The sequence below is a fragment of the Burkholderia sp. Bp8984 genome, assembly GCF_003853755.1.
Classification (GTDB): Bacteria; Pseudomonadota; Gammaproteobacteria; order Burkholderiales; family Burkholderiaceae; genus Burkholderia.
Genome location: NZ_QTQN01000048.1, coordinates 1 through 24,070, shown reverse-complemented (window position 1 = coordinate 24,070; position 24,070 = coordinate 1). Strand labels below are relative to the sequence as shown.

The window sequence follows — 24,070 nt, the reverse complement described above, 5'->3', positions numbered from 1 at the left end:
AAGAGAATCATGGCAAAAGAAAAGTTTGAGCGGACCAAGCCGCACGTCAACGTTGGTACGATTGGTCACGTTGACCACGGCAAGACGACGCTGACGGCAGCGATCACGACGGTGCTGACGAAGAAGTTCGGCGGCGAAGCGAAGGCTTACGACCAGATCGACGCGGCACCGGAAGAAAAGGCGCGCGGTATCACGATCAACACGGCACACGTCGAGTACGAAACGGCTAACCGCCACTACGCACACGTCGACTGCCCGGGCCACGCTGACTATGTGAAGAACATGATCACGGGCGCGGCACAGATGGACGGCGCGATCCTGGTTTGCTCGGCAGCAGACGGCCCGATGCCGCAAACGCGTGAGCACATCCTGCTGGCACGTCAGGTTGGCGTTCCGTACATCATCGTGTTCCTGAACAAGTGCGACATGGTGGACGACGCTGAACTGCTCGAGCTGGTCGAGATGGAAGTTCGCGAACTCCTGTCGAAGTACGACTTCCCGGGCGACGACACGCCGATCGTGAAGGGTTCGGCCAAGCTGGCGCTGGAAGGCGACACGGGCGAGCTGGGCGAAGTGGCGATCATGAGCCTGGCCGACGCGCTGGACACGTACATCCCGACGCCGGAGCGTGCAGTTGACGGCGCGTTCCTGATGCCGGTGGAAGACGTGTTCTCGATCTCGGGCCGTGGTACGGTGGTGACGGGTCGTGTCGAGCGCGGCATCGTGAAGGTCGGCGAAGAAATCGAAATCGTCGGTATCAAGCCGACGGTGAAGACGACCTGCACGGGCGTTGAAATGTTCCGCAAGCTGCTGGACCAGGGTCAGGCAGGCGACAACGTCGGTATCCTGCTGCGCGGCACGAAGCGTGAAGACGTGGAGCGTGGCCAGGTTCTGGCGAAGCCGGGTTCGATCACGCCGCACACGCACTTCACGGCTGAAGTGTACGTGCTGAGCAAGGACGAAGGCGGCCGTCACACGCCGTTCTTCAACAACTACCGTCCGCAGTTCTACTTCCGTACGACGGACGTGACGGGCTCGATCGAGCTGCCGAAGGACAAGGAAATGGTGATGCCGGGCGACAACGTGTCGATCACGGTGAAGCTGATCGCTCCGATCGCGATGGAAGAAGGTCTGCGCTTCGCAATCCGCGAAGGCGGCCGTACCGTCGGCGCCGGCGTCGTCGCCAAGATCATCGAGTAATATCGACGATCCGCGGATCCCTCCGGGGTCCGCGATTCCACGGTAGGCAGTCGTACCGTCGAAACCGGGTGCCCAGTTCGATCTGGCACCCGGTTTTTCTTTGTGGCGTGCGCGTTGCCATATTGACAAACGCACACCACCGCTTCGATTTTTCGTGTAGAATCGCGGGCTTAGCAGTGGAAGTACCGTTCGGGACCGGGCGCCTCGCTCCCCGCAGGCAACAGGTTTCGCGTTCTTTTAGTGTCCGGCGATGCAACATCGCCTCGCTCTTTTCAAGGAATCGTCATGCAGCAACAGAAAATCCGCATTCGCCTGAAGGCTTTCGACTATCGTCTGATCGATCAATCGGCTGCCGAGATCGTCGATACCGCGAAGCGGACTGGCGCAATCGTCCGTGGCCCGGTGCCGCTGCCGACGCGCATTCAGCGTTTTGACATCCTGCGTTCGCCGCACGTCAACAAGACGTCGCGCGATCAGCTCGAAATCCGTACCCACCAGCGCCTGATGGACATCGTCGATCCGACCGACAAGACGGTTGACGCGCTGATGAAGCTCGACCTGCCGGCTGGCGTCGACGTGGAAATCAAGCTGCAGTAAGGCTTTCGGCGCCTCCCGGCGTGTCGGGTGGTGCTAAGTCTTTGTATTGCTTGCGGAAATCGAGAAGTCGGGCTATACTGCTTGGCTTTTCGCGTATTCGCGTAAAAAAGTTGGGCCTTGCGTGCCCGGCATTTTGTAAATCAGCCCCGACCAATCGCAGTCGGGAATGGAGAAAATGATGAGCCTTGGACTCGTAGGTCGCAAGGTTGGCATGACCCGTATCTTCACGGCTGAAGGGGATTCGATTCCCGTCACCGTGCTGGACGTGTCGGACAACCGCGTGACGCAGATCAAGACTGTTGAAACCGACGGCTACACGGCCGTGCAGGTTGCATTCGGCTCCCGCCGCGCATCGCGCGTGACGAAGCCGCTGGCAGGTCATCTCGCCAAAGCCGGTGTCGAAGCCGGTGAAATCCTCAAGGAATTCCGCATTGACGCGGCCAAGGCAGCCGAGCTGTCGAATGGCGCCGTGGTCGGTGCTGATCTTTTCGAAGTAGGCCAGAAGGTCGACGTGCAAGGCGTGTCGATCGGTAAGGGCTACGCCGGTACGATCAAGCGTTACAACTTCTCCTCCGGCCGTGCTACCCACGGTAACTCGCGCTCGCACAACGTGCCGGGCTCGATCGGTATGGCGCAGGATCCGGGTCGCGTTTTCCCGGGTAAGCGCATGACGGGTCACCTCGGTGACGTTACGGTGACGGTGCAGAACCTCGAAATCGCTCGTATCGACGCAGAGCGCAAGCTGCTGCTCGTCAAGGGCGCGATTCCGGGCGCGAAGGGCGGCAAGGTTTTCGTGACGCCGGCCGTCAAGACCAAGGGGGCGAAATAATGGAACTCAAGCTCCTGAACGAAAATGGTCAGGAAGGTGCAGTGGTCAACGCGTCGGACGTCGTGTTCGGTCGTGACTACAACGAAGCGCTGATCCACCAGGTCGTCGTCGCGTACCAGGCGAATGCTCGCCAGGGTAACCGCGCACAGAAGGACCGCGAGCAAGTCAAGCACACCACCAAGAAGCCGTGGCGTCAGAAGGGTACGGGCCGCGCTCGTGCCGGTATGTCGTCGAGCCCGTTGTGGCGTGGCGGTGGTCGCATCTTCCCGAACTCGCCGGAAGAAAACTTCTCGCACAAGGTCAACAAGAAGATGCATCGCGCAGGTCTCTGCTCGATCTTCTCGCAGCTGGCCCGCGAAGGCCGTCTGTCGGTCGTCGAGGACATCATCCTCGAAGCGCCGAAGACCAAGCTGCTGGCTGACAAATTCAAGACCATGGGTCTCGACTCCGTTCTGATCATCACGGACACGGTCGACGAGAACCTGTACCTGGCTTCGCGCAACCTGCCGCACGTGGCGATTGTCGAGCCGCGCTACGCTGACCCGCTGTCGCTGATCTACTTCAAGAAAGTGCTGGTCACGAAGGCTGCGGTCGCCCAGATCGAGGAGTTGCTGTCATGAGCGAGATTCGCAAGAACGATCATCGTTTGATGCAGGTCCTGCTCGCACCGGTGATCTCGGAAAAGGCGACGCTGGTTGCCGACAAGAACGAGCAAGTCGTGTTCGAAGTCGCACCGGATGCCACGAAGCAGGAAGTGAAGGCGGCTGTCGAGCTGCTGTTCAAGGTTGAAGTTGATTCGGTCAACGTGCTGGTTCAGAAGGGCAAGCAAAAGCGCTTCGGCCGTTCGATGGGCCGCCGCAAGGACGTGAAGAAGGCGTACGTTTGCCTGAAGCCCGGCCAGGAAATCAACTTTGAAGCGGAGGCCAAGTAATCATGGCAATCGTGAAAGTTAAGCCGACATCGCCGGGTCGCCGCGCGATGGTCAAGGTGGTCAACAAGAACCTGCACCAGGGCAAGCCGTTCGCGGCACTGCTCGACTCGCAGAGCTCGACCGCCGGCCGTAACAACAACGGCCGTATCACCACGCGTCACAAGGGTGGTGGTCACAAGCAGCACTATCGTATCGTCGACTTCCGTCGCACGAAGGATGGCATTCCGGCAAAGGTCGAGCGTCTCGAGTACGACCCGAACCGTAGCGCGAACATCGCGCTGGTGCTCTACGCAGACGGCGAGCGTCGCTACATCATCGCCCCGAAGGGCCTGACCGTCGGCCAACAGCTGATGTCGGGTTCGGAAGCGCCGATCCGTGCAGGCAACACGCTGCCGATCCGCAATATTCCGGTCGGTACGACGATCCACTGCATCGAGATGCTGCCGGGCAAGGGCGCGCAAATGGCGCGTTCGGCTGGCACGTCGGCCATGCTGCTGGCACGTGAAGGCGTCTACGCGCAGGTTCGTCTGCGTTCGGGCGAAATCCGCCGCGTGCACATCGAGTGCCGTGCAACGATCGGTGAAGTCGGTAACGAAGAGCATAGCCTGCGCCAGATCGGCAAGGCTGGCGCGAACCGCTGGCGCGGTATCCGCCCGACGGTGCGTGGCGTTGCGATGAACCCGGTTGATCACCCGCACGGTGGTGGTGAGGGCAAGACGGCTGCAGGTCGCGACCCGGTGAGCCCGTGGGGTACGCCGGCTAAGGGTTACCGCACCCGCAGCAACAAGCGCACGACGACGATGATCGTCCAGCGCCGTCACAAGCGTTAAGGAGTAGGCAATGGCACGTTCTGTAAAAAAAGGTCCGTTCTGCGACGCCCATTTGCTGAAGAAAGTTGAGGCGGCTGCAGCTTCGCGCGACAAAAAGCCGATCAAGACCTGGTCGCGTCGCTCGACGATTCTGCCGGATTTCATCGGCCTGACGATCGCTGTTCACAACGGCCGTCAACACGTTCCGGTGTACATCTCGGAAAACATGGTCGGCCACAAGCTTGGCGAGTTCGCACTGACCCGTACGTTCAAGGGTCACGCGGCCGACAAGAAGGCCAAGAAATAAGGGGCAATCAAGATGGAAGTGAAAGCAATTCATCGCGGTGCCCGCATCTCGGCGCAAAAAACGCGCCTTGTGGCTGACCAGATCCGCGGTTTGCCGGTCGACAAGGCGCTGAACGTTCTGACGTTCTCGCCGAAGAAGGCGGCTGGCATCGTGAAGAAGGTTGTGCTGTCGGCAATCGCGAATGCGGAGCACAACGAAGGCGCTGATATCGACGAGCTCAAGATCAAGAGCATCTACGTCGACAAGGCGGCATCGCTCAAGCGTTTCACCGCGCGCGCCAAGGGCCGCGGTAACCGCATCGAGAAGCAATCCTGTCACATCACTGTGACGGTCGGGAATTAAGGAGCCATACGATGGGACAGAAAATTCATCCGACTGGCTTCCGCCTGGCTGTCAGCCGCAATTGGGCTTCGCGTTGGTACGCGAACAACAACAATTTCGCGGCGATGCTGCAGGAAGACATCGGTGTTCGTGAATACCTGAAGAAGAAGCTGAAGAACGCTTCGGTCGGTCGGGTGGTCATCGAGCGTCCGGCGAAGAACGCGCGCATCACGATTTACAGCTCGCGTCCGGGCGTCGTCATCGGCAAGAAGGGCGAGGATATCGAACAGCTGAAGACGGAACTGCAACGCCGCATGGGCGTGCCGGTTCACGTCAACATCGAAGAAATCCGCAAGCCGGAAACCGATGCGCAACTGATCGCTGACTCGATCACGCAACAGCTCGAGCGCCGGATCATGTTCCGTCGCGCGATGAAGCGTGCGATGCAGAACGCGATGCGTCTGGGTGCCCAAGGCATCAAGATCATGAGCGCAGGCCGTCTGAACGGTATCGAAATCGCTCGTACGGAGTGGTATCGCGAAGGTCGCGTGCCCCTTCACACGCTGCGTGCCGACATCGACTACGCGACCTCGGAAGCGAAGACGACCTACGGGATCATCGGCGTCAAGGTGTGGGTGTACAAGGGCGACACGCTCGGCCGCAATGACGCGCCGGTGGTCGAAGAAGTAGCCGAAGACAAGCGTCCGCGTCGCAATGCGCGTCCGGGCGACCGTCGTCCGCGCCGTGACGGCGAAGGCGGCGCTCCGGGTGCTCGTCGTGGCGCACCGCGCCGTGGCGCCGGCAAGCCCGAAGACGGCAAGACTGGAGAATAACGATGCTGCAACCGAAACGCAGAAAGTATCGTAAAGAGCAGAAGGGTCGTAACACCGGCAAGGCGACGCGCGGCAACGCAGTGTCGTTCGGTGAATTCGGTCTGAAGGCGATCGGTCGCGGTCGTTTGACCGCACGTCAGATTGAAGCGGCGCGTCGTGCAATGACGCGTCACATCAAGCGTGGCGGCCGCATCTGGATCCGGATCTTCCCGGACAAGCCGATTTCGCAAAAGCCGGCAGAAGTGCGTATGGGTAACGGTAAGGGTAACCCGGAGTACTACGTCGCCGAGATCCAGCCGGGCAAGATGCTCTATGAAATGGACGGCGTAACCGAAGAACTGGCACGCGAAGCGTTCCGTCTGGCTGCAGCCAAGCTGCCGCTGAAGACGGCATTCATCGTGCGCCAGCTCGGCGCCTAAGGAGAAAACATGAAGGCTTCCGAACTTCTCCAGAAAGACCAGGCCGCGCTCAACAAGGAGCTGGCGGACCTGCTGAAGGCGCAATTCGGCCTGCGCATGCAACTCGCGACCCAGCAGCTCACGAACACGAGCCAGCTGAAGAAGGTTCGTCGCGACATCGCACGTGTGCGGACCGTCATGACTCAGAAGGCGAACCAGAAATGAACGATAGCGTGAAAACCTCGCTGAAGCGGACGCTGGTCGGTCGGGTCGTCAGCAACAAGATGGACAAGACCGTCACCGTGCTGATCGAGCACCGCGTCAAGCACCCGATCTACGGCAAGTATGTCGTGCGCTCGAAGAAGTACCACGCGCATGATGAAGCGAACACCTGCAACGAAGGCGATCTCGTCGAAATCCAGGAAACTCGTCCTGTTTCGAAGACGAAGGCCTGGACGGTGTCGCGCCTCGTCGAAGCAGCTCGCGTCATCTAAGCGGGCAGAGCAGTAGGCAGTAACAAGCACTTCGCCACGAAGTGCTTGAAATCGCAAAGTTTTTGCTTGCGTGACCAGGGTTATTTGTTATAATCCTGGTCTTCCCTCTTTATGGGAGCCCCGTCGCGGGCGAAGTTGGTGGGGGAAGCGGACTGGCGCCAGCCTGTCCGAAAGATTCACCGAATTGCGATGGCGGGTTTCGTTTGCCGTCGCTGCTGTTCCAACCCAAGCAGCCGATTGGCTGACGGGACCAAGACTGACCGAATGCATCATGGTGGTGCAATCGGATTAAGTTGGGAAAGACAAACCATGATCCAGACCGAATCTCGGCTCGAAGTAGCCGACAACACGGGTGCACGTGAAGTCATGTGCATCAAGGTGCTCGGCGGCTCGAAGCGTCGTTATGCCGGCATTGGCGACATCATCAAGGTGACCGTCAAAGAAGCAACGCCGCGCGGGCGCGTGAAGAAAGGCGAAATCTACAACGCCGTGGTGGTCCGCACCGCCAAGGGTGTTCGCCGTCAAGACGGCTCGCTGATCAAGTTCGACGGCAACGCCGCTGTGCTTTTGAATAACAAGCTTGAGCCGATCGGCACCCGTATCTTCGGGCCGGTGACGCGTGAGCTGCGTAGCGAACGATTCATGAAGATCGTTTCGCTGGCGCCGGAAGTGCTGTAAGGAGTCGCGATGAACAAGATTCGCAAAGGTGACGAAGTCATCGTCGTCACTGGCAAAGACAAGGGCAAGCGCGGCGTCGTGCTGGCTGTCGGTGCAGAACATGTGACGGTTGAAGGTATCAACCTCGTCAAGAAGCATGTGAAGCCGAACCCGATGAAGGGTACGACGGGCGGCGTGGAAGCGAAGACGATGCCCCTGCATATTTCGAACGTCGCACTGGTCGACGCGAATGGCAAGGCGTCGCGTGTTGGCATCAAGGTCGAGGAAGGCAAGAAGGTTCGCTTCCTGAAGACGACCGGTGCCGTACTGAGCGCCTGACGCAGCGGAGTAAAAAATGGCTCGTTTTCAAGAGTTTTACAAAGAAAAGGTTGTGCCCGGCCTGATCGAGAAGTTCGGTTACAAGTCGGTCATGGAAGTGCCGCGCATCACCAAGATCACGCTGAACATGGGTCTTGGCGAAGCGATCGCTGACAAGAAGATCATCGAGAACGCCGTCGGCGACCTCACGAAGATCGCTGGTCAGAAGCCGGTCGTCACGAAGGCACGCAAGGCAATCGCAGGCTTCAAGATCCGCCAGGGTTACCCGATCGGCGCGATGGTGACGCTGCGTGGCCAAGCGATGTACGAATTCCTCGACCGTTTCGTGACCGTTGCCCTGCCCCGCGTGCGTGACTTCCGCGGTGTGTCGGGTCGTGCCTTCGATGGCCGCGGCAACTACAACATCGGTGTGAAAGAGCAGATCATTTTCCCCGAAATCGACTACGACAAGATCGACGCACTGCGTGGGCTGAACATCAGCATCACGACGACTGCGAAGACCGACGACGAAGCAAAGGCTCTGCTCGCCAGCTTCAAGTTCCCGTTCAGAAACTGAGGTTACCGTGGCTAAACTGGCACTGATCGAACGTGAAAAGAAGCGCGCCCGCCTGGTCGCGAAGTTCGCAGCAAAGCGCGAAGCGCTGAAGGCGATCGTCGAAGACCAAAGCAAGTCGGAAGAAGAGCGCTACGAAGCACGCCTTGAGCTGCAGCAACTGCCCCGCAACGCAAACCCGACCCGCCAGCGTAACCGCTGCGCGATCACGGGCCGTCCGCGTGGCACGTTCCGTAAATTCGGCCTCGCGCGTAACAAGATTCGTGAAATCGCATTCCGTGGCGAGATTCCTGGCCTGACCAAGGCGAGCTGGTAATAGGAGAAACGTAAATGAGCATGAGTGATCCTATCGCCGATATGCTGACTCGCATCCGCAACGCGCAGATGGTCGAGAAGGTATCGGTCGCGATGCCCTCGTCGAAGGTCAAGGTTGCAATCGCGCAAGTCCTGAAGGACGAAGGTTATATCGACGATTTCGCCGTCAAGGCGGAAGGTGCGAAGTCCGAACTGAATATCGCGCTGAAGTACTACGCAGGTCGCCCGGTCATCGAACGCCTCGAGCGCGTGTCGAAGCCTGGTCTGCGCGTGTACCGCGGCCGTAACGACATTCCGCAGGTCATGAACGGCCTGGGTGTGGCAATCGTGTCGACGCCGAAGGGCGTGATGACCGACCGCAAGGCGCGCGCTACCGGCGTCGGCGGCGAAGTCATCTGCTACGTTGCTTAAAGCCGAGGAGAGAGAAACATGTCTCGAGTAGGTAAGAGCCCGATCGCGCTGCAAGGCGCGGAAGTCAAGCTGGCCGACGGTGCGATCACCGTCAAGGGCCCGCTGGGCACCATCACGCAAGCGATCAATCCGCTCGTGAACGTGGCGAACAACGACGGCACGCTGAATCTGTCGCCGGTCGACGAAAGCCGCGAAGCAAACGCACTGTCGGGCACGATGCGCGCGATCATCGCGAATGCCGTGCACGGCGTGACCAAGGGTTTCGAGCGCAAGCTGACGCTGGTTGGCGTCGGTTATCGTGCGCAAGCGCAAGGCGACAAGCTGAACCTGTCGCTGGGTTTCTCGCACCCGGTGGTGCACCAGATGCCGGAAGGCGTCAAGGCTGAAACCCCGACGCAAACCGAAATCGTGATCAAGGGGATCAACAAGCAACAAGTCGGTCAAGTGGCTGCGGAAGTCCGCGGTTACCGTCCGCCGGAGCCGTACAAGGGCAAGGGCGTGCGCTATTCCGACGAGGTTGTGATCCTCAAAGAAACGAAGAAGAAGTAAGGGTGCGCAATCATGGATAAGACTCAATCTCGCCTGCGCCGCGCTCGCCAGACGCGTATCAAGATCGCTGAGCTGCAGGTCGCGCGTCTCGCCGTGCATCGCACGAACACGCACATCTACGCTCAAGTGTTCTCGCCCTGCGGCACCAAGGTGCTCGCCAGCGCGTCGACGCTCGAAGCAGAAGTGCGCGCTGAACTGGCCGACAAGTCGGGCAAGGGCGGCAACGTTAATGCCGCGACGCTGATCGGCAAGCGTATTGCCGAGAAGGCAAAGGCTGCCGGCATCGAATCCGTCGCCTTCGACCGCTCGGGCTTCCGCTACCACGGCCGCGTCAAGGCGCTGGCTGAGGCAGCTCGCGAAGCTGGGCTCAAGTTCTAAGGAAGGAATTCGTCATGGCAAAGATGCAAGCGAAAGTTCAGGCTGACGAGCGCGACGACGGCCTTCGCGAAAAGATGATTTCGGTCAATCGCGTGACCAAGGTCGTGAAGGGTGGCCGTATTCTCGGCTTCGCCGCACTGACCGTGGTTGGCGACGGTGATGGCCGCATCGGTATGGGCAAGGGCAAGGCGAAGGAAGTGCCGGTCGCTGTCCAGAAGGCAATGGAACAAGCTCGCCGCAACATGTTCAAGGTGCCGCTCAAGAACGGCACGCTGCAGCACGAAGTGCACGGCAAGCATGGCGCATCCGCTGTCCTCCTCGCTCCGGCGAAGGCAGGTACGGGCGTGATCGCCGGCGGCCCGATGCGCGCAGTGTTCGACGTGATGGGCGTTCAGAACGTCGTGGCGAAGAGCCACGGTTCGACGAACCCGTACAACCTCGTTCGCGCCACGCTGGACGGTCTGCGCAAGCAGTCGACCCCGGCAGACATCGCGGCGAAGCGCGGCAAGTCCGTCGAAGATATTTTGGGCTAAGCCCGGGTGGTCACCATGTCTGAAAAAACTGTCAAGGTTCAGCTCGTCAAGAGCCTGATCGGGACCCGCGAATCGCACCGTGCGACCGTGCGTGGCCTGGGCCTGCGCCGACTCAACTCGGTTAGCGAGCTGCAGGATACGCCGGCGGTCCGCGGCATGATCAACAAGGTCTCGTACCTCGTTAAGGTCATCGCGTAAGCGGCCCTACGGATCAAGGAGTTGATATGGAATTGAATAACCTGAAGCCGGCCGCTGGTGCAAAGCACGCCAAGCGTCGTGTCGGCCGCGGCATCGGTTCGGGCCTCGGCAAGACGGCTGGCCGTGGTCACAAGGGTCAGAAATCGCGTTCGGGCGGCTTCCACAAAGTCGGTTTCGAAGGCGGTCAGATGCCGCTGCAACGTCGTCTGCCGAAGCGCGGCTTCACGTCGCTGACGAAGGAATTCGTCGGTGAAGTGCGCCTGGGCGACCTCGAGAAGCTGCCGGTCGATGAAATCGATCTGCTCGCACTGAAGCAAGCCGGCCTGGTCGGCGAGCTGACGAAGAGCGCAAAGATCATCGCGACGGGCGAACTGAAGCGCAAGATCGTCGTGAAGGGTCTCGGCGCCACCAAGGGTGCGCGCGCTGCGATCGAAGCGGCTGGCGGTTCGTTCGCCGAGTGACACGCGTAGCGCGTCGTTACTTGCATTCATCGGAGAAGGTACTTGGCTAACAGCCCGAGTCTTGCAAAACCCGGTCGAAGCACGGCGAAATTCGGCGATCTGCGTCGGCGAGCGATGTTCCTGCTCCTGGCGCTGATCGTCTATCGCATCGGCGCGCACATCCCCGTGCCGGGCATCGATCCGGATCAACTGGCGAAGCTGTTCCAGAGCCAGGCGGGCGGCATCCTTGGCATGTTCAACATGTTCTCGGGTGGCGCGCTTTCCCGCTTCACGATCTTTGCGCTGGGGATCATGCCGTACATCTCGGCGTCGATCATCATGCAGTTGCTGGCGATCGTCTCGCCGCAACTCGAGGCGCTGAAGAAGGAAGGGCAGGCAGGGCAACGGAAGATCACGCAGTACACGCGGTATTTCACCGTGGTGCTCGCGACCTTCCAGGCGTTCGGTATCGCGGCTGCGCTGGAAAACCAGCCGGGCCTCGTGATCGACCCCGGCATGCTGTTCCGGCTGACGACGGTCGTGACGCTGGTTACCGGCACGATGTTCCTGATGTGGCTGGGTGAGCAGATCACCGAGCGTGGTCTGGGCAACGGCATCTCGATCATCATCTTCGGCGGGATCGCAGCAGGGTTCCCGAATGCCGTCGGTGGGCTGTTCGAGCTGGTGCGTACGGGTTCGATGAGCATCATTTCGGCGATCATCATCGTCGTTCTGATCGCCGCGGTGACTTACCTGGTCGTGTTCATCGAACGCGGTCAGCGCAAGATCCTCGTGAACTACGCGAAGCGCCAGGTCGGCAACAAGATCTACGGTGGCCAGTCGTCGCACTTGCCGCTGAAGCTGAACATGTCGGGCGTGATTCCGCCGATCTTCGCATCGTCGATCATCCTGTTCCCGGCCACGATTCTCGGCTGGTTCAGCACGGGTCAGCCGTCGGGAAGCTGGATCTCCAACACGTTGCATAACGTCGCGGAGGCGCTGAAGCCGGGCCAGCCGGTCTATGTGCTGCTGTACACGCTGGCGATCGTGTTTTTCTGCTTCTTCTACACCGCACTGGTGTTCAACAGCAGGGAAACCGCGGACAACCTGAAGAAGAGCGGCGCGTTTGTTCCGGGCATTCGTCCGGGCGACCAGACCGCACGATATATCGACCGCATCCTCACGCGTCTGACGCTGGCCGGTGCGATCTACATCGTCTTCGTGTGTCTGCTGCCGGAATTCCTGGTGCTGCGCTGGAACGTGCCGTTTTATTTTGGTGGAACGTCGCTGCTGATCATTGTCGTCGTCACGATGGACTTCATGGCGCAGGTGCAGTCGTACGTTATGTCGCAACAGTATGAGTCGCTGCTCAAGAAGGCAAACTTCAAGGGCGGCAACATCCCAATGCGTTAATCAAGGACTATGGCCAAAGACGATGTAATCCAGATGCAAGGTGAGGTGATCGAAAACCTCCCGAATGCGACCTTCCGCGTGAAGCTGGAAAACGGCCATGTCGTGTTGGGGCATATCTCCGGGAAGATGCGGATGCACTACATCCGCATCCTGCCGGGCGACAAGGTGACGGTTGAATTGACGCCTTACGATCTGTCTCGTGCGCGGATCGTGTTCCGGGCGAAGTGATTTGAAAAAAGGGTATTATCATGAAAGTGATGGCATCGGTTAAGCGCATTTGCCGCAATTGCAAGATCATCAAGCGCAAAGGCGTCGTTCGCGTGATCTGCAGCTCGGATCCGCGCCACAAGCAGCGCCAAGGCTGACCGCGCGTTTGTTTGCGCTTTTTGTTTGAGGAAAAACAATGGCTCGTATCGCAGGGGTTAACATCCCGAATCACCAGCATACCGAGATCGGCCTGACGGCAATCTTCGGTATCGGCCGCACGCGCTCGCGCAGCATCTGCACGGCAGCTGGCGTGGAATTCTCGAAGAAGGTCAAGGACCTGACCGACGCAGACCTCGAAAAGCTGCGTGAAGAAGTGGGCAAGTTCATCGTCGAAGGCGATCTGCGCCGTGAAGTGACGATGAACATCAAGCGCCTGATGGACCTCGGTTGCTACCGTGGCGTTCGTCATCGCAAGGGCCTGCCGATGCGCGGTCAGCGTACGCGTACGAACGCACGTACCCGCAAGGGTCCGCGTCGTGCAGCGCAAGCGCTGAAGAAGTAAGCGGAACTGACAGTTACAGGAAAACGTAATGGCTAAGGCTTCGAACACCGCGGCGCAACGCGTTCGCAAGAAGGTTAAGAAGAACGTCGCTGAAGGCGTGGTTCACGTTCACGCGTCGTTCAACAACACGATCATCACGATCACCGATCGCCAGGGCAATGCACTGGCATGGGCGACGTCGGGCGGCCAGGGCTTCAAGGGCTCGCGCAAGTCGACGCCGTTCGCTGCTCAGGTTGCTGCTGAGTCGGCCGGTCGCGTGGCGATGGAATATGGCGTGAAGAATCTGGAAGTGCGGATCAAGGGCCCGGGCCCGGGTCGTGAGTCGGCAGTGCGTGCACTGCATGGCCTCGGCATCAAGATCACCGCGATTTCGGACGTCACCCCGATTCCGCACAACGGCTGCCGTCCGCCGAAGCGCCGTCGTATCTAAGAATGCTGCTGGCACGTTCGTGCTGGCGCATTTGCCTGTCGCCGCGTAGCGTCGACGGGCGTTGCTTTTTTGATTGACTAAGCCCACCGTTCGCCCCAAAGGGCGCGAACTAGCGCGGATTCCGGTCCGCGTGACTGATTGATAAAGGAATGCAAAGTGGCACGTTATATCGGCCCCAAGGCCAAGCTGTCCCGCCGTGAAGGCACCGACCTGTTCCTGAAGAGCGCGCGCCGCTCGCTCGCCGACAAGTGCAAGCTCGACAGCAAGCCGGGTCAGCACGGCCGTACCTCGGGCGCACGTACGTCCGACTATGGTACGCAGCTGCGCGAAAAGCAGAAGGTCAAGCGTATTTACGGCGTCCTGGAGCGTCAGTTCCGCCGCTACTTCGCTGAAGCCGACCGCCGCAAGGGCAACACGGGTGAAAACCTGCTGCAACTGCTCGAGTCGCGTCTCGACAACGTCGTGTATCGCATGGGCTTCGGCTCGACCCGCGCTGAAGCGCGTCAGCTGGTGAGCCACAAGTCGATCACGGTGAACGGCGTCGTCGCGAACGTGCCGTCGCAGCAAGTGAAGGCGGGTGACGTCGTCGCGATCCGCGAAAAGGCGAAGAAGCAGGCGCGTATCGTCGAAGCGCTGTCGCTGGCCGAGCAAGGCGGCATGCCGAGCTGGGTTGCAGTCGATGCGAAGAAGTTCGAAGGCACGTTCAAGCAAATGCCGGAACGCGCTGAAATCGCAGGCGACATCAACGAAAGCCTGATCGTCGAATTGTATTCGCGTTAATCCGATTGACGGCCGAGGTACCCCGATTGCGTTATGCAAGGAGGGGCCTCGGCTGTTTATTTTCTGGTTGTTACCGGTCAGCCTTATCGGTGTAACGAGCCGAGGGTATTGAAAAGGAAAGCCCATGCAAACCAGTTTGCTGAAACCCAAGATCATCGCCGTGGAATCGCTGGGCGAGAACCACGCGAGGGTGGTCATGGAACCGTTCGAACGCGGTTACGGCCACACCTTGGGCAATGCGCTTCGCCGCGTGCTGCTGTCGTCGATGGTTGGCTACGCGCCGACCGAAGTCACGATCGCTGGCGTGGTGCACGAGTATTCGACGCTTGACGGCGTGCAAGAGGACGTCGTCAACCTGCTGCTGAACCTGAAGGGTGTGGTGTTCAAGCTGCACAACCGTGACGAAGTGACGGTGACCCTGCGCAAGGAAGGCGAAGGCGTCGTCACGGCCGGCGATATCGAGCTGGCGCACGATTGCGAAGTCATCAACCCGAATCACGTGATCGCACACCTGTCGAAGGGCGGCAAGCTCGACGTTCAGATCAAGATCGAAAAGGGTCGCGGCTATGTGCCCGGCAACGTCCGTCGCTACGGCGAAGACACGGCCAAGATCATCGGCCGCATCGTCCTCGACGCATCGTTCTCGCCGGTTCGCCGCGTGAGCTACGCCGTTGAAAGCGCACGTGTCGAGCAGCGTACCGACCTCGACAAGCTCGTGATGAACATCGAGACGAGCGGCGTGATCACCCCGGAAGAGGCGATCCGTCAATCGGCCCGCATCCTGGTCGACCAGCTGTCCGTGTTCGCGGCACTGGAAGGCACGGAAACGGCTGCCGAAGCACCGTCGCGCGCACCGCAGATCGATCCGATCCTGCTGCGTCCGGTGGACGATCTCGAGCTGACGGTTCGTTCGGCGAACTGCCTGAAGGCCGAGAACATCTACTACATCGGCGACCTGATCCAGCGCACGGAAAACGAGCTGCTGAAGACGCCGAACCTCGGTCGCAAGTCGCTCAACGAGATCAAGGAAGTGCTCGCTTCGCGCGGTCTCACGCTGGGCATGAAGCTCGAAAACTGGCCGCCGGCTGGTCTCGACAAGTAAGCCCGGTTGTAGCCCGGCTGTAGCAGTAGTTGGCAAAGATGCGGATTTTCCTTTAAAATCCGCATCTTGCTTTTTTCTCTACCGGCCCGTGCACCCCAGAGGTGCGATAGAAGAGCTGGATCAAAACTTTGAATCAAGGAAACTGAAATGCGCCATCGTCATGGTCTGCGGAAACTGAACCGCACGAGCAGCCACCGTCTGGCTATGCTCCGTAACATGTCCAACTCGCTGATCGAGCACGAAGTCATCAAGACGACGCTGCCGAAGGCGAAGGAACTCCGTAAAGTCGTCGAGCCGCTGATCACGCTCGGCAAGAAGCCGTCGCTGGCAAACCGTCGCCTGGCGTTCAACCGCCTGCGCGATCGTGACTCGGTGGCGAAGCTGTTCGACGTGCTCGGTCCGCGTTTCGCGAACCGTCCGGGCGGCTACCTGCGCGTGCTGAAGTTCGGCTTCCGCGTCGGCGACAACGCACCGATGGCACTGGTCGAGCTGCTCGATCGTCCGGAAGTCGACGAAACGGAAAACGTGCAAGAAGCCGAGTAAGCTTCCGGTACGCAGCAGGATCCGAAAGGGCCGAGCAATTGCTTGGCCCTTTTTGTTTTTGGCGGCGCCTCGGCTGCGATCGATTGTCGCAGGCCGGTGCCGGCAGTGCCGCGCGGGCTGCGCTACGATATGCAGTTATTGGCGCAGGCCCCTCGATGGGGCGATTCGTGGCGGCGGAAGCCGGTAAAGGCCAGTCAGGAGGGCGCGTATGGTGGTGGTATTGATGCTGACGACGGTGCCGGATGCGGTGACGGCCGCGGCGCTCGCCGACGGCGCGCTCGACGCGCGGCTTGCCGCGTGCGTGTCGGAGCTCGGTGCGATCAAGTCGCGCTATCACTGGCAGGGCAAGGTCGAGACGGCCGACGAGATCCAGTTGCTGTTCAAGACGAGCCCCGTCCGCTCGCTCGAACTGGAGCGATTTATTCTCGCGCATCATCCGTACGAGACGCCGGAAATCGTCTCGTGGCAGGGGACGGCCACGGCCGCGTACGGCCAGTGGGTGACCAGCGAAACTCAACGTCTATTTCATGTTTAACGGTATGGCGCTTTCCGTGCGCGTGCGCGCGCTGCGGTTCCTCGCAGTCCTGATGTCGTTCATGTTCGTGCTGGGCGGCCTGTCGGTCGCGCGCGCGGCCGACGATTTTCTCGATCCGTCGGTCGCATTCAAGTTCAGCGCGAGCGAATCGCCGGGGCAGGTGGACGTCCGTTTCAAGGTTGCCAGCGGCTATTACCTGTACCGCGAGCGGTTCGCGTTCGCGGTGAAGGGCGGGCAGGCGACGCTCGGCGATCCGCAATTCCCGGCCGGCCATGTGAAGTTCGACCAGACGTTCCAGAAGGAAGTCGAGACCTATCGCGACGAGGTCGTGATTCATGTTCCGGTCAAGCAGGCGGCGGGGCCGTTCGAGCTCGCTGTGACGTCGCAAGGATGCGCCGACGAAGGAATCTGCTATCCGCCTGCGGAGCACGTCGTGAAGGTCGACGGCGCTGCGCTGGGCGCGGCCGCGCCGGTCGATCGCACGGCGGCTTCGGGCAGCTGGTTCGACAAGGTCACGAGCGCGGATTTCGCGCAGTCGCTGCTCGAGGGGCACGGTTTCTTCACCATCGTCGCACTGTATTTCGTCGCCGGCGTCGTGCTGAGTCTCCTGCCCTGCTCGTATCCGATGATTCCGATCGTGTCCGCGATCATCATCGGCCAGGGCACGCGCGCGACGCACGCACGCGGTTTCGCGCTGTCGCTGACGTACGTGGTCGGCATGGCGCTCGTCTATACGGTGCTGGGCATCGCGGCGGCGCTGGTCGGCCAGAGCCTGGGCGCATGGCTGCAGAACCCGTGGGTGCTCGGTGCATTCGGCGTGCTGCTCACCGCATTCGCCGTATCGCTGATTTCCGGCAAGGACATCGCGCTGCCCGAGCGCTGGCAGAACGGCGCGGCGGAAGCCTCGAGCGCGCGCCGGGGCGGCCACTTCGTCGCGGTCGCCGCGATGGGGGCGTTGTCGGCGCTGGTCGTCGGCGCATGCATGACGGCGCCGCTGTTTGCGGTGCTCGCGTTCATCGCGCACACCGGCAATGCGCTGCTCGGCGGCGCTGCGCTGTTCGCTATGGGGTTGGGGCTCGGCGTGCCGCTGCTCGTCGTCGGCATCGGTGCAGGTACGGTGCTGCCGCGCGCGGGCGCATGGATGGACGGCGTGAAGGTGTTCTTCGGCATCGTGCTGCTTGCCGCCGCGCTGTGGATCGTGTGGCCGGTGCTCGCGGGCGCTCTGAAGATGGTGCTCGCCGCATTGTGGCTGCTCGTCGCGGCTGCGGCGCTTGGCCTGTTTACGCCGCATGCCGGCGCCGCATCGATCTGGCGCCGTCTCGGTCGCGGCCTCGGTGCTGCGCTTGCGATCTGGGCTGCAACGCTGCTCGTCGGTCTTGCGGCGGGCTCCAACGACCCCGTGAAGCCGCTGGCCGTGCTCGCGGCGCGCACGGTTGCGTCGGGCGATGCGTCGGCAGCCGGTGCGGCGACCGGAGGGCAGGGGCCCGCGTTCGCGTCGGTGCGCTCCAGTCGCGAGCTCGACGCGCTGCTGAAGACGTCGGGCCAGCCCGTGATGCTCGACTTCTACGCCGACTGGTGCGTGAGCTGCAAGGAGATGGAGCATCTGACGTTCACCGATTCGCGCGTGCAGGCGCGGCTCGCGCAGCTTCACCTGGTGCGTGCCGACGTCACCGCGAACAATCCGGACGACCAGGCGCTGCTCAAGCGCTTCAACCTGTTTGGGCCGCCGGGCATCATCTTCTTCGATCGCAACGGCAACGAAATCGGCCGTGTGGTCGGTTATCAGGCGGCCGAGACGTTCCTGCGCAGCCTCGATCGAGCGGCGGTACCGACGGTGTGACGCGCGCTCGTCGGCGCACGGGCGGCCCGCTGCGCCGACCGGACGGTGCAAAAAAAACGGCGGGACACCGAAGTGTCCCGCCGTTTTTCCTTGTGCCGGCCGGCGCGCGGCTCAGCGCTGCGCTTTCAGCAGACGCGCGGCATCGAGCGCGAAGTACGTGAGCACGCCGTCGGCGCCTGCGCGCTTGAATGCGAGCAGCGATTCGAGCACGACCTTGTCGTGATCGAGCCAGCCGTTCATCGCGGCGGCCTTCAGCATCGCGTATTCGCCGCTCACCTGGTACACGTAGGTCGGGAAGCGGAACTCGTCCTTCACGCGACGCACGATGTCGAGATACGGCATGCCGGGCTTGACCATCACCATGTCGGCGCCTTCGTCGATGTCGAGGCGCACTTCGCGCAGCGCTTCGTCGCTGTTCGCCGGATCCATCTGGTAGGTCATCTTGTTGCCCTTGCCCAGATTGGACGCCGAGCCGACCGCATCGCGGAACGGGCCGTAGAACGCCGACGCGAACTTGGCCGAATAGGCCATGATGCGCGTATGGATGTGACCGTCGCTTTCCAGCATTTCACGGACCGCGCCGATGCGGCCGTCCATCATGTCCGACGGCGCGACGATGTCGACGCCGGCTTCGGCCTGCGCACGCGCCTGGTCGACCAGGATCTCGATCGTGTCGTCGTTGATCACGTAGCCGTTCTCGTCGAGCACGCCGTCCTGGCCGTGGCTCGTGTACGGGTCGAGCGCGACGTCGGTCAGCACGCCGAGTTCGGGGAAGCGCTTCTTCAGCTCGCGCACCGCGCGCGGGATCAGGCCTTCCGGATTTGCCGCTTCGCGGCCGTCAGGCGTCTTCAGCGACGGCTCGATGGCCGGGAACAGCGACAGCACGGGCACGCCGAGTTCGACGCACTGCTCGGCGACATGCATCAGCAGATCGACCGACACGCGCTCGACGCCGGGCATCGACGGGACGCTCTGGCGTTCGTTGGTGCCGTCGACGACGAACACCGGATAGATCAGGTCGTCGGTGGTCAGGCGGTTTTCGCGCATCAGGCGCCGGGAGAAGTCGTCGCGGCGCATCCGGCGCGGACGGTGAAGCGGATGGAAGCTCATGGCGATTGGGCAGAAATCAGGGTAGTAAGAACCTTACGGAACCCTTAGGTCATTTTCGAGAGCGTTGGTATATGATAGCGATCGAGCGGCACGCGTCGCGTGCAGCTCCCCGCTTCTCCTCCCTGAGCGGGTGCCTGTCGTTATTCGATTAGGCTGTTTGACCCGCCGTTCAACGGCGGGTTTTTTTATGAGCCGGCCGAATCCGCAGGTGCCGTCAGGTGCGCACGGCCGGTCCCGGCCGCGCGTTGCCCGCTCATTGTGCTACAGGCTCGCTTTTTTCGTCGGCAACGGACGGCCGCACCCAGCTCTCGATCAGTTCATGGGCCTCGTCGAGCCCCGTGCGCTTCAGCGCCGAGAACAGCTGGACCGTCAGCTTGCCCTTCACGCCCTGGTCACGGTACGCGTCGAGTCCCTTCTGCGTGTTGCGCAGCGCGTTGATGCTTTCTTGCCGCGTCAATTTGTCGCACTTCGTCAGCAGCGTGTGGATCGGCTTGCCGGTCGGCGCGAACCACTCGATCATCCGGCGATCGAGGTCGGTCAACGGGCGGCGCGAATCCATCATCAGGATCAGGCCGCACAGCTGCGAACGCGTCGCGAGGTAGGACGACAGCAGCATTTCCCAGTGGGCCTTCGCGGCCCCCGGCACTTCCGCGTAGCCGTAGCCGGGCAGGTCGACGAGGTTCGCGACGGGCTCGGCGGCCGGGCCGACGGAGAAGTAGTTGATGTGCTGGGTGCGGCCGGGCGTCTTCGACGCGAAGGCAAGCCGCTTCTGGTTGCACAGCACGTTGATCGCCGTCGATTTGCCGGCATTCGAGCGGCCCGCGAACGCGATTTCCGGTTGTACCGTCGGCGGCAGGTCGCGCAGATGGTTGACGGTCGTGTAGAAGCGGGCTTGGTGGAGCAAAAAGGCCATGGGGGAAACCGGTGGGACGGGGCGGCGCGAGCCGCTTGGTGGAGGCGGGGTAGCCCCGATAGGCGCGGGAGCTTTCAGCGCGATATTGTACAATACGGCGGTTTTGCCGAAGGGCTGCGGGCGCCTGCCTCGCGCTTTTATGCAGCTTCTGCGGTAGACTGGTCGACGTCGTTTTTTGCAGAACCTCAAATTCCCACAAGACGAAACAGGGTGTGCGAATGAATCGACTGTGCAAGTCTCTGATGGTGCTTCAGGTTGCAGCAGGGTTCGTAGGTTTCGTAGCGGAGGCAAATGCGGCGGATGCGGCAAAGCCGGATCTGGACCGCGGCAAGGCGATTGCCGGGCAAGTTTGCGCGTCGTGTCACGGCGCGGACGGCAACAGCGCGTCGGGCAGTTTCCCGAAGCTGGCCGGCCAGCATCCCGACTATCTGGTCAAGCAGTTGAACGACTTCAAGGCCCAGCCGGGCGCGAAGGGGCCGGCGCGGACCAATCCGGTGATGGTCGGGTTCGCGAGCGCGTTGAGCGCGGACGACATGCGCAACGTCGCTGCGTATTACGGATCGCAGACGACGAAGCTCGGCACCGCACGCGACGCGGCGACCGTGCCGATCGGCCAGAAGATCTATCGCGGCGGCATCGCGGAAAAGGGTGTACCCGCCTGCGCGAGCTGCCACGGGCCGACGGGGCAGGGCATTCCGGTCCAGTACCCGCGTCTGTCGGGGCAATGGGCCGATTACACGGTTGCCCAGTTGACCGCGTTCCAGCAGGGTGTCGGCGCGCGCAACAACAACGAGGCGATGCATCAGATCGCAGCGCGTCTGTCGGACAACGAGATCAAGGCCGTCGCGGATTACATCGCGGGCCTGCGTTGACCGGACGGTCGCGAATGGAATGACCGGGCGCCCGAAGGGCGGCCGGCGTCAGAACAAGAAAAAGGGTGGGGCGCCGCGTGATTGCGGTTGCCTCGCCCTTTTTTGTCAGCACTCGCCGGGTCGTCCCCAGCGTGCTGACCGCCCCCTTGGGGCAGCGAACATAGTGAGCGTAGGGGCTGTTTCCCCTTAGTCGGAGTTTGAATGAGCGTTACCACGTCGGGGTTGCAGTCGAAGTCGGGTCAAAGTGCGTCCAGGCGCGCGATCGAGCTGCTGAGCTCGATGCGCTTCGCGATCGCGCTGCTGGTAGTGCTGTCGATCGCGAGCATCGTCGGCACGGTCCTGACGCAGGACGACCCGTATCCGAACTACGTGAACCAGTTCGGGCCGTTCTGGGCGGACATCTTCCGCTCGCTGGGCCTGTACAACGTGTACAGCGCCTGGTGGTTCATGCTGATCCTGATCTTCCTCGTCGTGTCGATCTCGCTGTGCGTGATCCGCAATGCGCCGAAGATGCTTGCCGATGCGAAGAGCTGGAAGGACAAGGTCCGCGAAGGCAGCCTGCGCGCGTTCCACCACAAGGCCGAATACTCGGCGTCCGGCACGCGCGCGACCGTCGCGGCCACGCTCGCCACGTTCGTCACCAAGGCCGGCTACAAGCACGTCGTGCGTGAAACCGACGGCGCGACGCTCATTTCCGCGAAGCGCGGCGCGCTGACGAAGTGGGGCTACATCTCCGCGCACCTTGCGATCGTCGTGATCTGTATCGGCGGCCTGCTGGACAGCAACCTGCCGATCAAATTCCAGATGTGGATGTTCGGCAAGAGCCCGGTCAACACGAGCGCGACGATCAGCGAAATCTCGCCCGACCACCGGCTGTCCGTGTCGAACCCGACGTTCCGCGGCTACGCGTGGGTGCCGGAAGGCCAGTTCGTATCGACCGCGATCCTGAACCAGCCGAGCGGCTCGCTGATCCAGGACCTGCCGTTCTCGATCCAGCTCAACAAGTTCATCGTCGACTACTACACGACCGGGATGCCGAAGCTGTTCGCGAGCGACATCGTCGTGATCGATCGCGAGACGGGCCAGAAGATCCCGGCGCGCGTCGAGGTCAACAAGCCGTTCACGTACAAGGGCGTGTCGATCTACCAGTCGAGCTTCCAGGACGGCGGCTCGCAGATGGAGATGACGGCCTACCCGATGACGGGCGGCAACGCGAAGACCTTCGCGGTGAAGGGCACGATCGGCAGCACGGCGCCGCTGCAGATGCCGGGCAGCGACGGCGACACGATCGAGTTCTCCGACTTCCGCGCGATCAACGTCGAGAACATGGCCGACGCGAACGGCAAGCCGGACGTGCGCGGCGTCGCGAAGACGGCGTCGCTGAAGGAAGCGTTCGACGAGCGGCTCGGTTCGGGCGCGAAGACGTCGAAGCCGGTGCAGCTCCACAACATCGGCCCGTCGGTGCAGTACAAGATTCGCGGCAAGGACGGCCAGGCGCGCGAATTCAACAACTACATGCTGCCCGTCGACATGGGCGGCACGCGCGTGTTCCTCGCCGGCGTGCGCGCGAGCCCGAACGATCCGTTCCGCTACATGCGGATTCCGGCCGACAGCCAGGATTCGATCGGCGAATGGATGCGCCTGCGCGCCGCGCTCGAGGATCCAGCCGTGCGTGCCGATGCCGCCGCGCGCTTCGCGCAGCGTTCGCTGCCGACGACCGAAGCGTCGCTGCGTGGCCGCCTGCAGGACAGCGCGTTCAAAGTGCTGACCCTTTTTGCGGCGAGCGACGACAGCATCGGCCGCGGCGCCGACGGCCAGCCGGTCGGCGGCTTCCAGGCGGTGGCGACCTTCATCGATCGTTCGGTGCCGAAGGCTGAGCAGGAGAAGGCGGCGAGCCTGCTGCTGCGCATGCTCGAGGGTTCGATGTGGGAGGTCTGGCAGATCGCGCGCGAGCGCGCCGGCGAGCCGGCTGCCCAACAGGGCGCCGACACGATCCGCTTCGTGCAGAACGCGATCAATGCGCTATCGGACAGCTTCTTGTATGGATCGCCGGTCTATTTGCAGCTTGACTCCTTCAAGCAGGTGCAAGCTTCGGTATTTCAGTTGACGCGCGCACCCGGCAAGAATCTGGTGTATCTTGGCAGCCTGCTGCTGGTCGCCGGCATCTTCTCGATGTTCTACGTGCGCGAGCGGCGCCTCTGGTTCTGGCTCAAGGATGCCGGTTCCGGCGTCGATGTGGTGATGGCGATGTCCACGGCCCGCAAGACCTTCGATTTCGAAAAAGAATTCGTGCAGACGCGCGACGCGGCCGGCGCCGCCTTGCGCGCCGCACCGCGCGACGCCGCGCCCGCCGGTGCGGCAGCGACTGCCCGTCCGCCTGCCGGCGGCGATTCCGAGAATTCCACCCGGTAACATCATGGATCTCACGCAAGTTTCCTCTTCCCGTTCGGGGCCGGTTCAGGCCCCGAATCCGGCGCCGTTGTTCGACGACCGTCCGTTCCTCGCGCGCCTGTCGGTCATCGACTGGCTGTTCGCACTGGCACTCGTGGTCGGCGCGGGCTATGCGTTCGTGCATTACAACGAACACATGAATTACTACGACAAGGCGGTGATGATCGGCACCGTGCCGGCGCTCGTCGTGCTCGGCTGGCGCTGGAAGCCCGCGCGGCTG

At 61.8% G+C, this 24,070-nt stretch carries 36 protein-coding genes and 1 pseudogene; 35 read left to right on the top strand and 2 right to left on the bottom strand.

The annotated features are described in order from the left end of the window. Positions 1-9: 9 nt before the first annotated feature. From tuf to dsbD, 32 genes are all read left to right on the top strand, one after another. Positions 10-1,200: an elongation factor Tu gene (gene tuf, locus DID98_RS32435; protein ID WP_006482910.1), complete on the top strand. Its 1,191-nt coding sequence runs from the start codon at positions 10-12 to the stop codon at positions 1,198-1,200. A 285-nt stretch (positions 1,201-1,485) separates the two neighbouring features. After that, positions 1,486-1,797 (top strand): 30S ribosomal protein S10, encoded by a 312-nt coding sequence (gene rpsJ, locus DID98_RS32430; RefSeq protein ID WP_004199280.1) that lies wholly within the window; start codon positions 1,486-1,488, stop codon positions 1,795-1,797. Between the two features lie 178 nt (positions 1,798-1,975). Next, positions 1,976-2,626, top strand: a complete 651-nt coding sequence (rplC, locus tag DID98_RS32425) for a 50S ribosomal protein L3 (protein ID WP_006752926.1) — start codon at positions 1,976-1,978, stop codon at positions 2,624-2,626. Then, positions 2,626-3,246 (top strand): 50S ribosomal protein L4, encoded by a 621-nt coding sequence (gene rplD / locus DID98_RS32420; RefSeq protein WP_006477192.1) that lies wholly within the window; start codon positions 2,626-2,628, stop codon positions 3,244-3,246. The genes rplC and rplD overlap by 1 nt, the downstream gene beginning before the upstream one ends. Continuing rightward, a complete protein-coding gene (rplW, locus tag DID98_RS32415) occupies positions 3,243-3,557 on the top strand; it encodes a 50S ribosomal protein L23 (RefSeq protein ID WP_004199275.1) in 315 nt (104 codons plus the stop codon). The genes rplD and rplW overlap by 4 nt, the downstream gene beginning before the upstream one ends. 2 nt (positions 3,558-3,559) lie before the next feature. After that, positions 3,560-4,387, top strand: a complete 828-nt coding sequence (gene rplB / locus DID98_RS32410; RefSeq protein WP_006482900.1) for a 50S ribosomal protein L2 — start codon at positions 3,560-3,562, stop codon at positions 4,385-4,387. Between the two features lie 10 nt (positions 4,388-4,397). Further along, positions 4,398-4,673, top strand: coding sequence for a 30S ribosomal protein S19 (rpsS, locus tag DID98_RS32405; RefSeq protein ID WP_004199273.1), 276 nt, complete (start codon positions 4,398-4,400; stop codon positions 4,671-4,673). A 12-nt stretch (positions 4,674-4,685) separates the two neighbouring features. Beyond that, positions 4,686-5,015, top strand: a complete 330-nt coding sequence (gene rplV / locus DID98_RS32400) for a 50S ribosomal protein L22 (RefSeq protein WP_004199272.1) — start codon at positions 4,686-4,688, stop codon at positions 5,013-5,015. 11 nt (positions 5,016-5,026) lie between these two features. Further along, a complete protein-coding gene (gene rpsC, locus DID98_RS32395; protein WP_006482899.1) occupies positions 5,027-5,827 on the top strand; it encodes a 30S ribosomal protein S3 in 801 nt (266 codons plus the stop codon). A gap of 2 nt (positions 5,828-5,829) precedes the next feature. Continuing rightward, complete coding sequence (rplP, locus tag DID98_RS32390) at positions 5,830-6,246, top strand: 50S ribosomal protein L16 (protein ID WP_006482873.1); 417 nt, start codon at positions 5,830-5,832, stop codon at positions 6,244-6,246. Positions 6,247-6,255: 9 nt separating this feature from the next. Beyond that, entirely contained in the window at positions 6,256-6,450 is a 195-nt protein-coding gene (gene rpmC, locus DID98_RS32385) for a 50S ribosomal protein L29 (RefSeq protein WP_006400652.1), read from the top strand. Next, on the top strand, positions 6,447-6,719 hold the full coding sequence (gene rpsQ / locus DID98_RS32380) for a 30S ribosomal protein S17 (protein WP_006752928.1): 273 nt from the start codon (positions 6,447-6,449) through the stop codon (positions 6,717-6,719). The genes rpmC and rpsQ overlap by 4 nt, the downstream gene beginning before the upstream one ends. Before the next feature lie 309 nt (positions 6,720-7,028). Continuing rightward, positions 7,029-7,397 carry a 50S ribosomal protein L14 gene (gene rplN / locus DID98_RS32375; RefSeq protein ID WP_006752929.1) on the top strand — a complete coding sequence of 123 codons (369 nt, stop codon included), beginning with the start codon at positions 7,029-7,031 and terminating at the stop codon, positions 7,395-7,397. Between the two features lie 9 nt (positions 7,398-7,406). Further along, the gene (gene rplX / locus DID98_RS32370; protein ID WP_006477187.1) at positions 7,407-7,715 is read left to right on the top strand and encodes a 50S ribosomal protein L24; all 309 of its coding nucleotides are present in this window, start codon (positions 7,407-7,409) and stop codon (positions 7,713-7,715) included. A 16-nt stretch (positions 7,716-7,731) separates the two neighbouring features. Next, positions 7,732-8,271 (top strand): 50S ribosomal protein L5, encoded by a 540-nt coding sequence (rplE, locus tag DID98_RS32365; protein WP_006477186.1) that lies wholly within the window; start codon positions 7,732-7,734, stop codon positions 8,269-8,271. A gap of 7 nt (positions 8,272-8,278) precedes the next feature. After that, complete coding sequence (gene rpsN, locus DID98_RS32360; RefSeq protein WP_006482884.1) at positions 8,279-8,584, top strand: 30S ribosomal protein S14; 306 nt, start codon at positions 8,279-8,281, stop codon at positions 8,582-8,584. Between the two features lie 14 nt (positions 8,585-8,598). After that, on the top strand, positions 8,599-8,994 hold the full coding sequence (gene rpsH / locus DID98_RS32355; protein ID WP_006477185.1) for a 30S ribosomal protein S8: 396 nt from the start codon (positions 8,599-8,601) through the stop codon (positions 8,992-8,994). 18 nt (positions 8,995-9,012) lie between these two features. After that, positions 9,013-9,543 carry a 50S ribosomal protein L6 gene (gene rplF, locus DID98_RS32350; protein WP_006758786.1) on the top strand — a complete coding sequence of 177 codons (531 nt, stop codon included), beginning with the start codon at positions 9,013-9,015 and terminating at the stop codon, positions 9,541-9,543. Positions 9,544-9,555: 12 nt separating this feature from the next. Continuing rightward, a complete protein-coding gene (rplR, locus tag DID98_RS32345) occupies positions 9,556-9,921 on the top strand; it encodes a 50S ribosomal protein L18 (protein ID WP_006477183.1) in 366 nt (121 codons plus the stop codon). A gap of 14 nt (positions 9,922-9,935) precedes the next feature. After that, complete coding sequence (rpsE, locus tag DID98_RS32340; RefSeq protein WP_006752931.1) at positions 9,936-10,454, top strand: 30S ribosomal protein S5; 519 nt, start codon at positions 9,936-9,938, stop codon at positions 10,452-10,454. Positions 10,455-10,469: 15 nt separating this feature from the next. Beyond that, positions 10,470-10,652, top strand: a complete 183-nt coding sequence (gene rpmD / locus DID98_RS32335) for a 50S ribosomal protein L30 (protein ID WP_006400644.1) — start codon at positions 10,470-10,472, stop codon at positions 10,650-10,652. Positions 10,653-10,678: 26 nt separating this feature from the next. Further along, complete coding sequence (gene rplO / locus DID98_RS32330) at positions 10,679-11,113, top strand: 50S ribosomal protein L15 (protein WP_006482880.1); 435 nt, start codon at positions 10,679-10,681, stop codon at positions 11,111-11,113. 42 nt (positions 11,114-11,155) lie between these two features. After that, positions 11,156-12,505, top strand: coding sequence for a preprotein translocase subunit SecY (gene secY / locus DID98_RS32325; RefSeq protein ID WP_006400642.1), 1,350 nt, complete (start codon positions 11,156-11,158; stop codon positions 12,503-12,505). 9 nt (positions 12,506-12,514) lie between these two features. Continuing rightward, the gene (gene infA, locus DID98_RS32320; protein WP_004521905.1) at positions 12,515-12,733 is read left to right on the top strand and encodes a translation initiation factor IF-1; all 219 of its coding nucleotides are present in this window, start codon (positions 12,515-12,517) and stop codon (positions 12,731-12,733) included. Positions 12,734-12,753: 20 nt separating this feature from the next. Then, a complete protein-coding gene (gene rpmJ, locus DID98_RS32315) occupies positions 12,754-12,870 on the top strand; it encodes a 50S ribosomal protein L36 (protein WP_004199844.1) in 117 nt (38 codons plus the stop codon). Positions 12,871-12,908: 38 nt separating this feature from the next. Further along, a complete protein-coding gene (rpsM, locus tag DID98_RS32310; protein WP_039323572.1) occupies positions 12,909-13,274 on the top strand; it encodes a 30S ribosomal protein S13 in 366 nt (121 codons plus the stop codon). Between the two features lie 28 nt (positions 13,275-13,302). Continuing rightward, the gene (gene rpsK, locus DID98_RS32305) at positions 13,303-13,704 is read left to right on the top strand and encodes a 30S ribosomal protein S11 (protein ID WP_004197937.1); all 402 of its coding nucleotides are present in this window, start codon (positions 13,303-13,305) and stop codon (positions 13,702-13,704) included. Positions 13,705-13,860: 156 nt separating this feature from the next. Next, positions 13,861-14,484, top strand: a complete 624-nt coding sequence (gene rpsD, locus DID98_RS32300; protein ID WP_006477177.1) for a 30S ribosomal protein S4 — start codon at positions 13,861-13,863, stop codon at positions 14,482-14,484. 124 nt (positions 14,485-14,608) lie between these two features. Beyond that, a complete protein-coding gene (locus tag DID98_RS32295; RefSeq protein ID WP_006477176.1) occupies positions 14,609-15,586 on the top strand; it encodes a DNA-directed RNA polymerase subunit alpha in 978 nt (325 codons plus the stop codon). 147 nt (positions 15,587-15,733) lie between these two features. Then, the gene (gene rplQ, locus DID98_RS32290; protein WP_006477175.1) at positions 15,734-16,129 is read left to right on the top strand and encodes a 50S ribosomal protein L17; all 396 of its coding nucleotides are present in this window, start codon (positions 15,734-15,736) and stop codon (positions 16,127-16,129) included. A 208-nt stretch (positions 16,130-16,337) separates the two neighbouring features. Beyond that, positions 16,338-16,664 (top strand): divalent-cation tolerance protein CutA, encoded by a 327-nt coding sequence (cutA, locus tag DID98_RS32285; protein ID WP_124489450.1) that lies wholly within the window; start codon positions 16,338-16,340, stop codon positions 16,662-16,664. Further along, positions 16,657-18,504 carry a protein-disulfide reductase DsbD gene (gene dsbD / locus DID98_RS32280; protein WP_124523861.1) on the top strand — a complete coding sequence of 616 codons (1,848 nt, stop codon included), beginning with the start codon at positions 16,657-16,659 and terminating at the stop codon, positions 18,502-18,504. Before cutA ends, dsbD begins: the two co-directional genes overlap by 8 nt. Before the next feature lie 111 nt (positions 18,505-18,615). Here the strand turns inward: dsbD and hemB are convergent, their stop codons facing one another. Beyond that, positions 18,616-19,614: a porphobilinogen synthase gene (gene hemB, locus DID98_RS32275; protein ID WP_121860787.1), complete on the bottom strand. Its 999-nt coding sequence runs from the start codon at positions 19,612-19,614 to the stop codon at positions 18,616-18,618. A gap of 253 nt (positions 19,615-19,867) precedes the next feature. Further along, positions 19,868-20,527 (bottom strand): ribosome biogenesis GTP-binding protein YihA/YsxC, encoded by a 660-nt coding sequence (gene yihA / locus DID98_RS32270; protein ID WP_044848923.1) that lies wholly within the window; start codon positions 20,525-20,527, stop codon positions 19,868-19,870. 218 nt (positions 20,528-20,745) lie between these two features. Here yihA and DID98_RS32265 point away from each other — a divergent pair, with 218 nt between their 5' ends. The 3 genes and pseudogenes from DID98_RS32265 to DID98_RS32255 all read left to right on the top strand — a co-directional run. Continuing rightward, complete coding sequence (locus DID98_RS32265; RefSeq protein ID WP_044848922.1) at positions 20,746-21,399, top strand: cytochrome c; 654 nt, start codon at positions 20,746-20,748, stop codon at positions 21,397-21,399. Between the two features lie 201 nt (positions 21,400-21,600). After that, on the top strand, positions 21,601-23,811 hold the full coding sequence (locus DID98_RS32260) for a cytochrome c biogenesis protein ResB (protein WP_044848921.1): 2,211 nt from the start codon (positions 21,601-21,603) through the stop codon (positions 23,809-23,811). Between the two features lie 4 nt (positions 23,812-23,815). Continuing rightward, positions 23,816-24,070, top strand: a pseudogene (locus DID98_RS32255) (c-type cytochrome biogenesis protein CcsB); the annotation flags it as partial.

Coding starts and splice junctions, on each gene's coding strand:
- rplW (WP_004199275.1), top strand. CDS start 3,243: ATGAGCGAGATTCGCAAGAACGATCATCGTTTGATGCAGGTCCTGCTC.
- rplD (WP_006477192.1), top strand. CDS start 2,626: ATGGAACTCAAGCTCCTGAACGAAAATGGTCAGGAAGGTGCAGTGGTC.
- rpsJ (WP_004199280.1), top strand. CDS start 1,486: ATGCAGCAACAGAAAATCCGCATTCGCCTGAAGGCTTTCGACTATCGT.
- DID98_RS32260 (WP_044848921.1), top strand. CDS start 21,601: ATGAGCGTTACCACGTCGGGGTTGCAGTCGAAGTCGGGTCAAAGTGCG.
- rplB (WP_006482900.1), top strand. CDS start 3,560: ATGGCAATCGTGAAAGTTAAGCCGACATCGCCGGGTCGCCGCGCGATG.
- rplX (WP_006477187.1), top strand. CDS start 7,407: ATGAACAAGATTCGCAAAGGTGACGAAGTCATCGTCGTCACTGGCAAA.
- rplO (WP_006482880.1), top strand. CDS start 10,679: ATGGAATTGAATAACCTGAAGCCGGCCGCTGGTGCAAAGCACGCCAAG.
- rplP (WP_006482873.1), top strand. CDS start 5,830: ATGCTGCAACCGAAACGCAGAAAGTATCGTAAAGAGCAGAAGGGTCGT.
- infA (WP_004521905.1), top strand. CDS start 12,515: ATGGCCAAAGACGATGTAATCCAGATGCAAGGTGAGGTGATCGAAAAC.
- rplC (WP_006752926.1), top strand. CDS start 1,976: ATGAGCCTTGGACTCGTAGGTCGCAAGGTTGGCATGACCCGTATCTTC.
- rpmD (WP_006400644.1), top strand. CDS start 10,470: ATGTCTGAAAAAACTGTCAAGGTTCAGCTCGTCAAGAGCCTGATCGGG.
- rpmC (WP_006400652.1), top strand. CDS start 6,256: ATGAAGGCTTCCGAACTTCTCCAGAAAGACCAGGCCGCGCTCAACAAG.
- rplE (WP_006477186.1), top strand. CDS start 7,732: ATGGCTCGTTTTCAAGAGTTTTACAAAGAAAAGGTTGTGCCCGGCCTG.
- dsbD (WP_124523861.1), top strand. CDS start 16,657: ATGTTTAACGGTATGGCGCTTTCCGTGCGCGTGCGCGCGCTGCGGTTC.
- rpsC (WP_006482899.1), top strand. CDS start 5,027: ATGGGACAGAAAATTCATCCGACTGGCTTCCGCCTGGCTGTCAGCCGC.
- DID98_RS32265 (WP_044848922.1), top strand. CDS start 20,746: ATGAATCGACTGTGCAAGTCTCTGATGGTGCTTCAGGTTGCAGCAGGG.
- rpsE (WP_006752931.1), top strand. CDS start 9,936: ATGGCAAAGATGCAAGCGAAAGTTCAGGCTGACGAGCGCGACGACGGC.
- rpsK (WP_004197937.1), top strand. CDS start 13,303: ATGGCTAAGGCTTCGAACACCGCGGCGCAACGCGTTCGCAAGAAGGTT.
- rplV (WP_004199272.1), top strand. CDS start 4,686: ATGGAAGTGAAAGCAATTCATCGCGGTGCCCGCATCTCGGCGCAAAAA.
- rplF (WP_006758786.1), top strand. CDS start 9,013: ATGTCTCGAGTAGGTAAGAGCCCGATCGCGCTGCAAGGCGCGGAAGTC.
- rplR (WP_006477183.1), top strand. CDS start 9,556: ATGGATAAGACTCAATCTCGCCTGCGCCGCGCTCGCCAGACGCGTATC.
- rplN (WP_006752929.1), top strand. CDS start 7,029: ATGATCCAGACCGAATCTCGGCTCGAAGTAGCCGACAACACGGGTGCA.
- rplQ (WP_006477175.1), top strand. CDS start 15,734: ATGCGCCATCGTCATGGTCTGCGGAAACTGAACCGCACGAGCAGCCAC.
- rpsH (WP_006477185.1), top strand. CDS start 8,599: ATGAGCATGAGTGATCCTATCGCCGATATGCTGACTCGCATCCGCAAC.
- rpsS (WP_004199273.1), top strand. CDS start 4,398: ATGGCACGTTCTGTAAAAAAAGGTCCGTTCTGCGACGCCCATTTGCTG.
- DID98_RS32295 (WP_006477176.1), top strand. CDS start 14,609: ATGCAAACCAGTTTGCTGAAACCCAAGATCATCGCCGTGGAATCGCTG.
- hemB (WP_121860787.1), bottom strand. CDS start 19,614: ATGAGCTTCCATCCGCTTCACCGTCCGCGCCGGATGCGCCGCGACGAC.
- rpmJ (WP_004199844.1), top strand. CDS start 12,754: ATGAAAGTGATGGCATCGGTTAAGCGCATTTGCCGCAATTGCAAGATC.
- tuf (WP_006482910.1), top strand. CDS start 10: ATGGCAAAAGAAAAGTTTGAGCGGACCAAGCCGCACGTCAACGTTGGT.
- yihA (WP_044848923.1), bottom strand. CDS start 20,527: ATGGCCTTTTTGCTCCACCAAGCCCGCTTCTACACGACCGTCAACCAT.
- rpsQ (WP_006752928.1), top strand. CDS start 6,447: ATGAACGATAGCGTGAAAACCTCGCTGAAGCGGACGCTGGTCGGTCGG.
- rpsM (WP_039323572.1), top strand. CDS start 12,909: ATGGCTCGTATCGCAGGGGTTAACATCCCGAATCACCAGCATACCGAG.
- cutA (WP_124489450.1), top strand. CDS start 16,338: ATGGTGGTGGTATTGATGCTGACGACGGTGCCGGATGCGGTGACGGCC.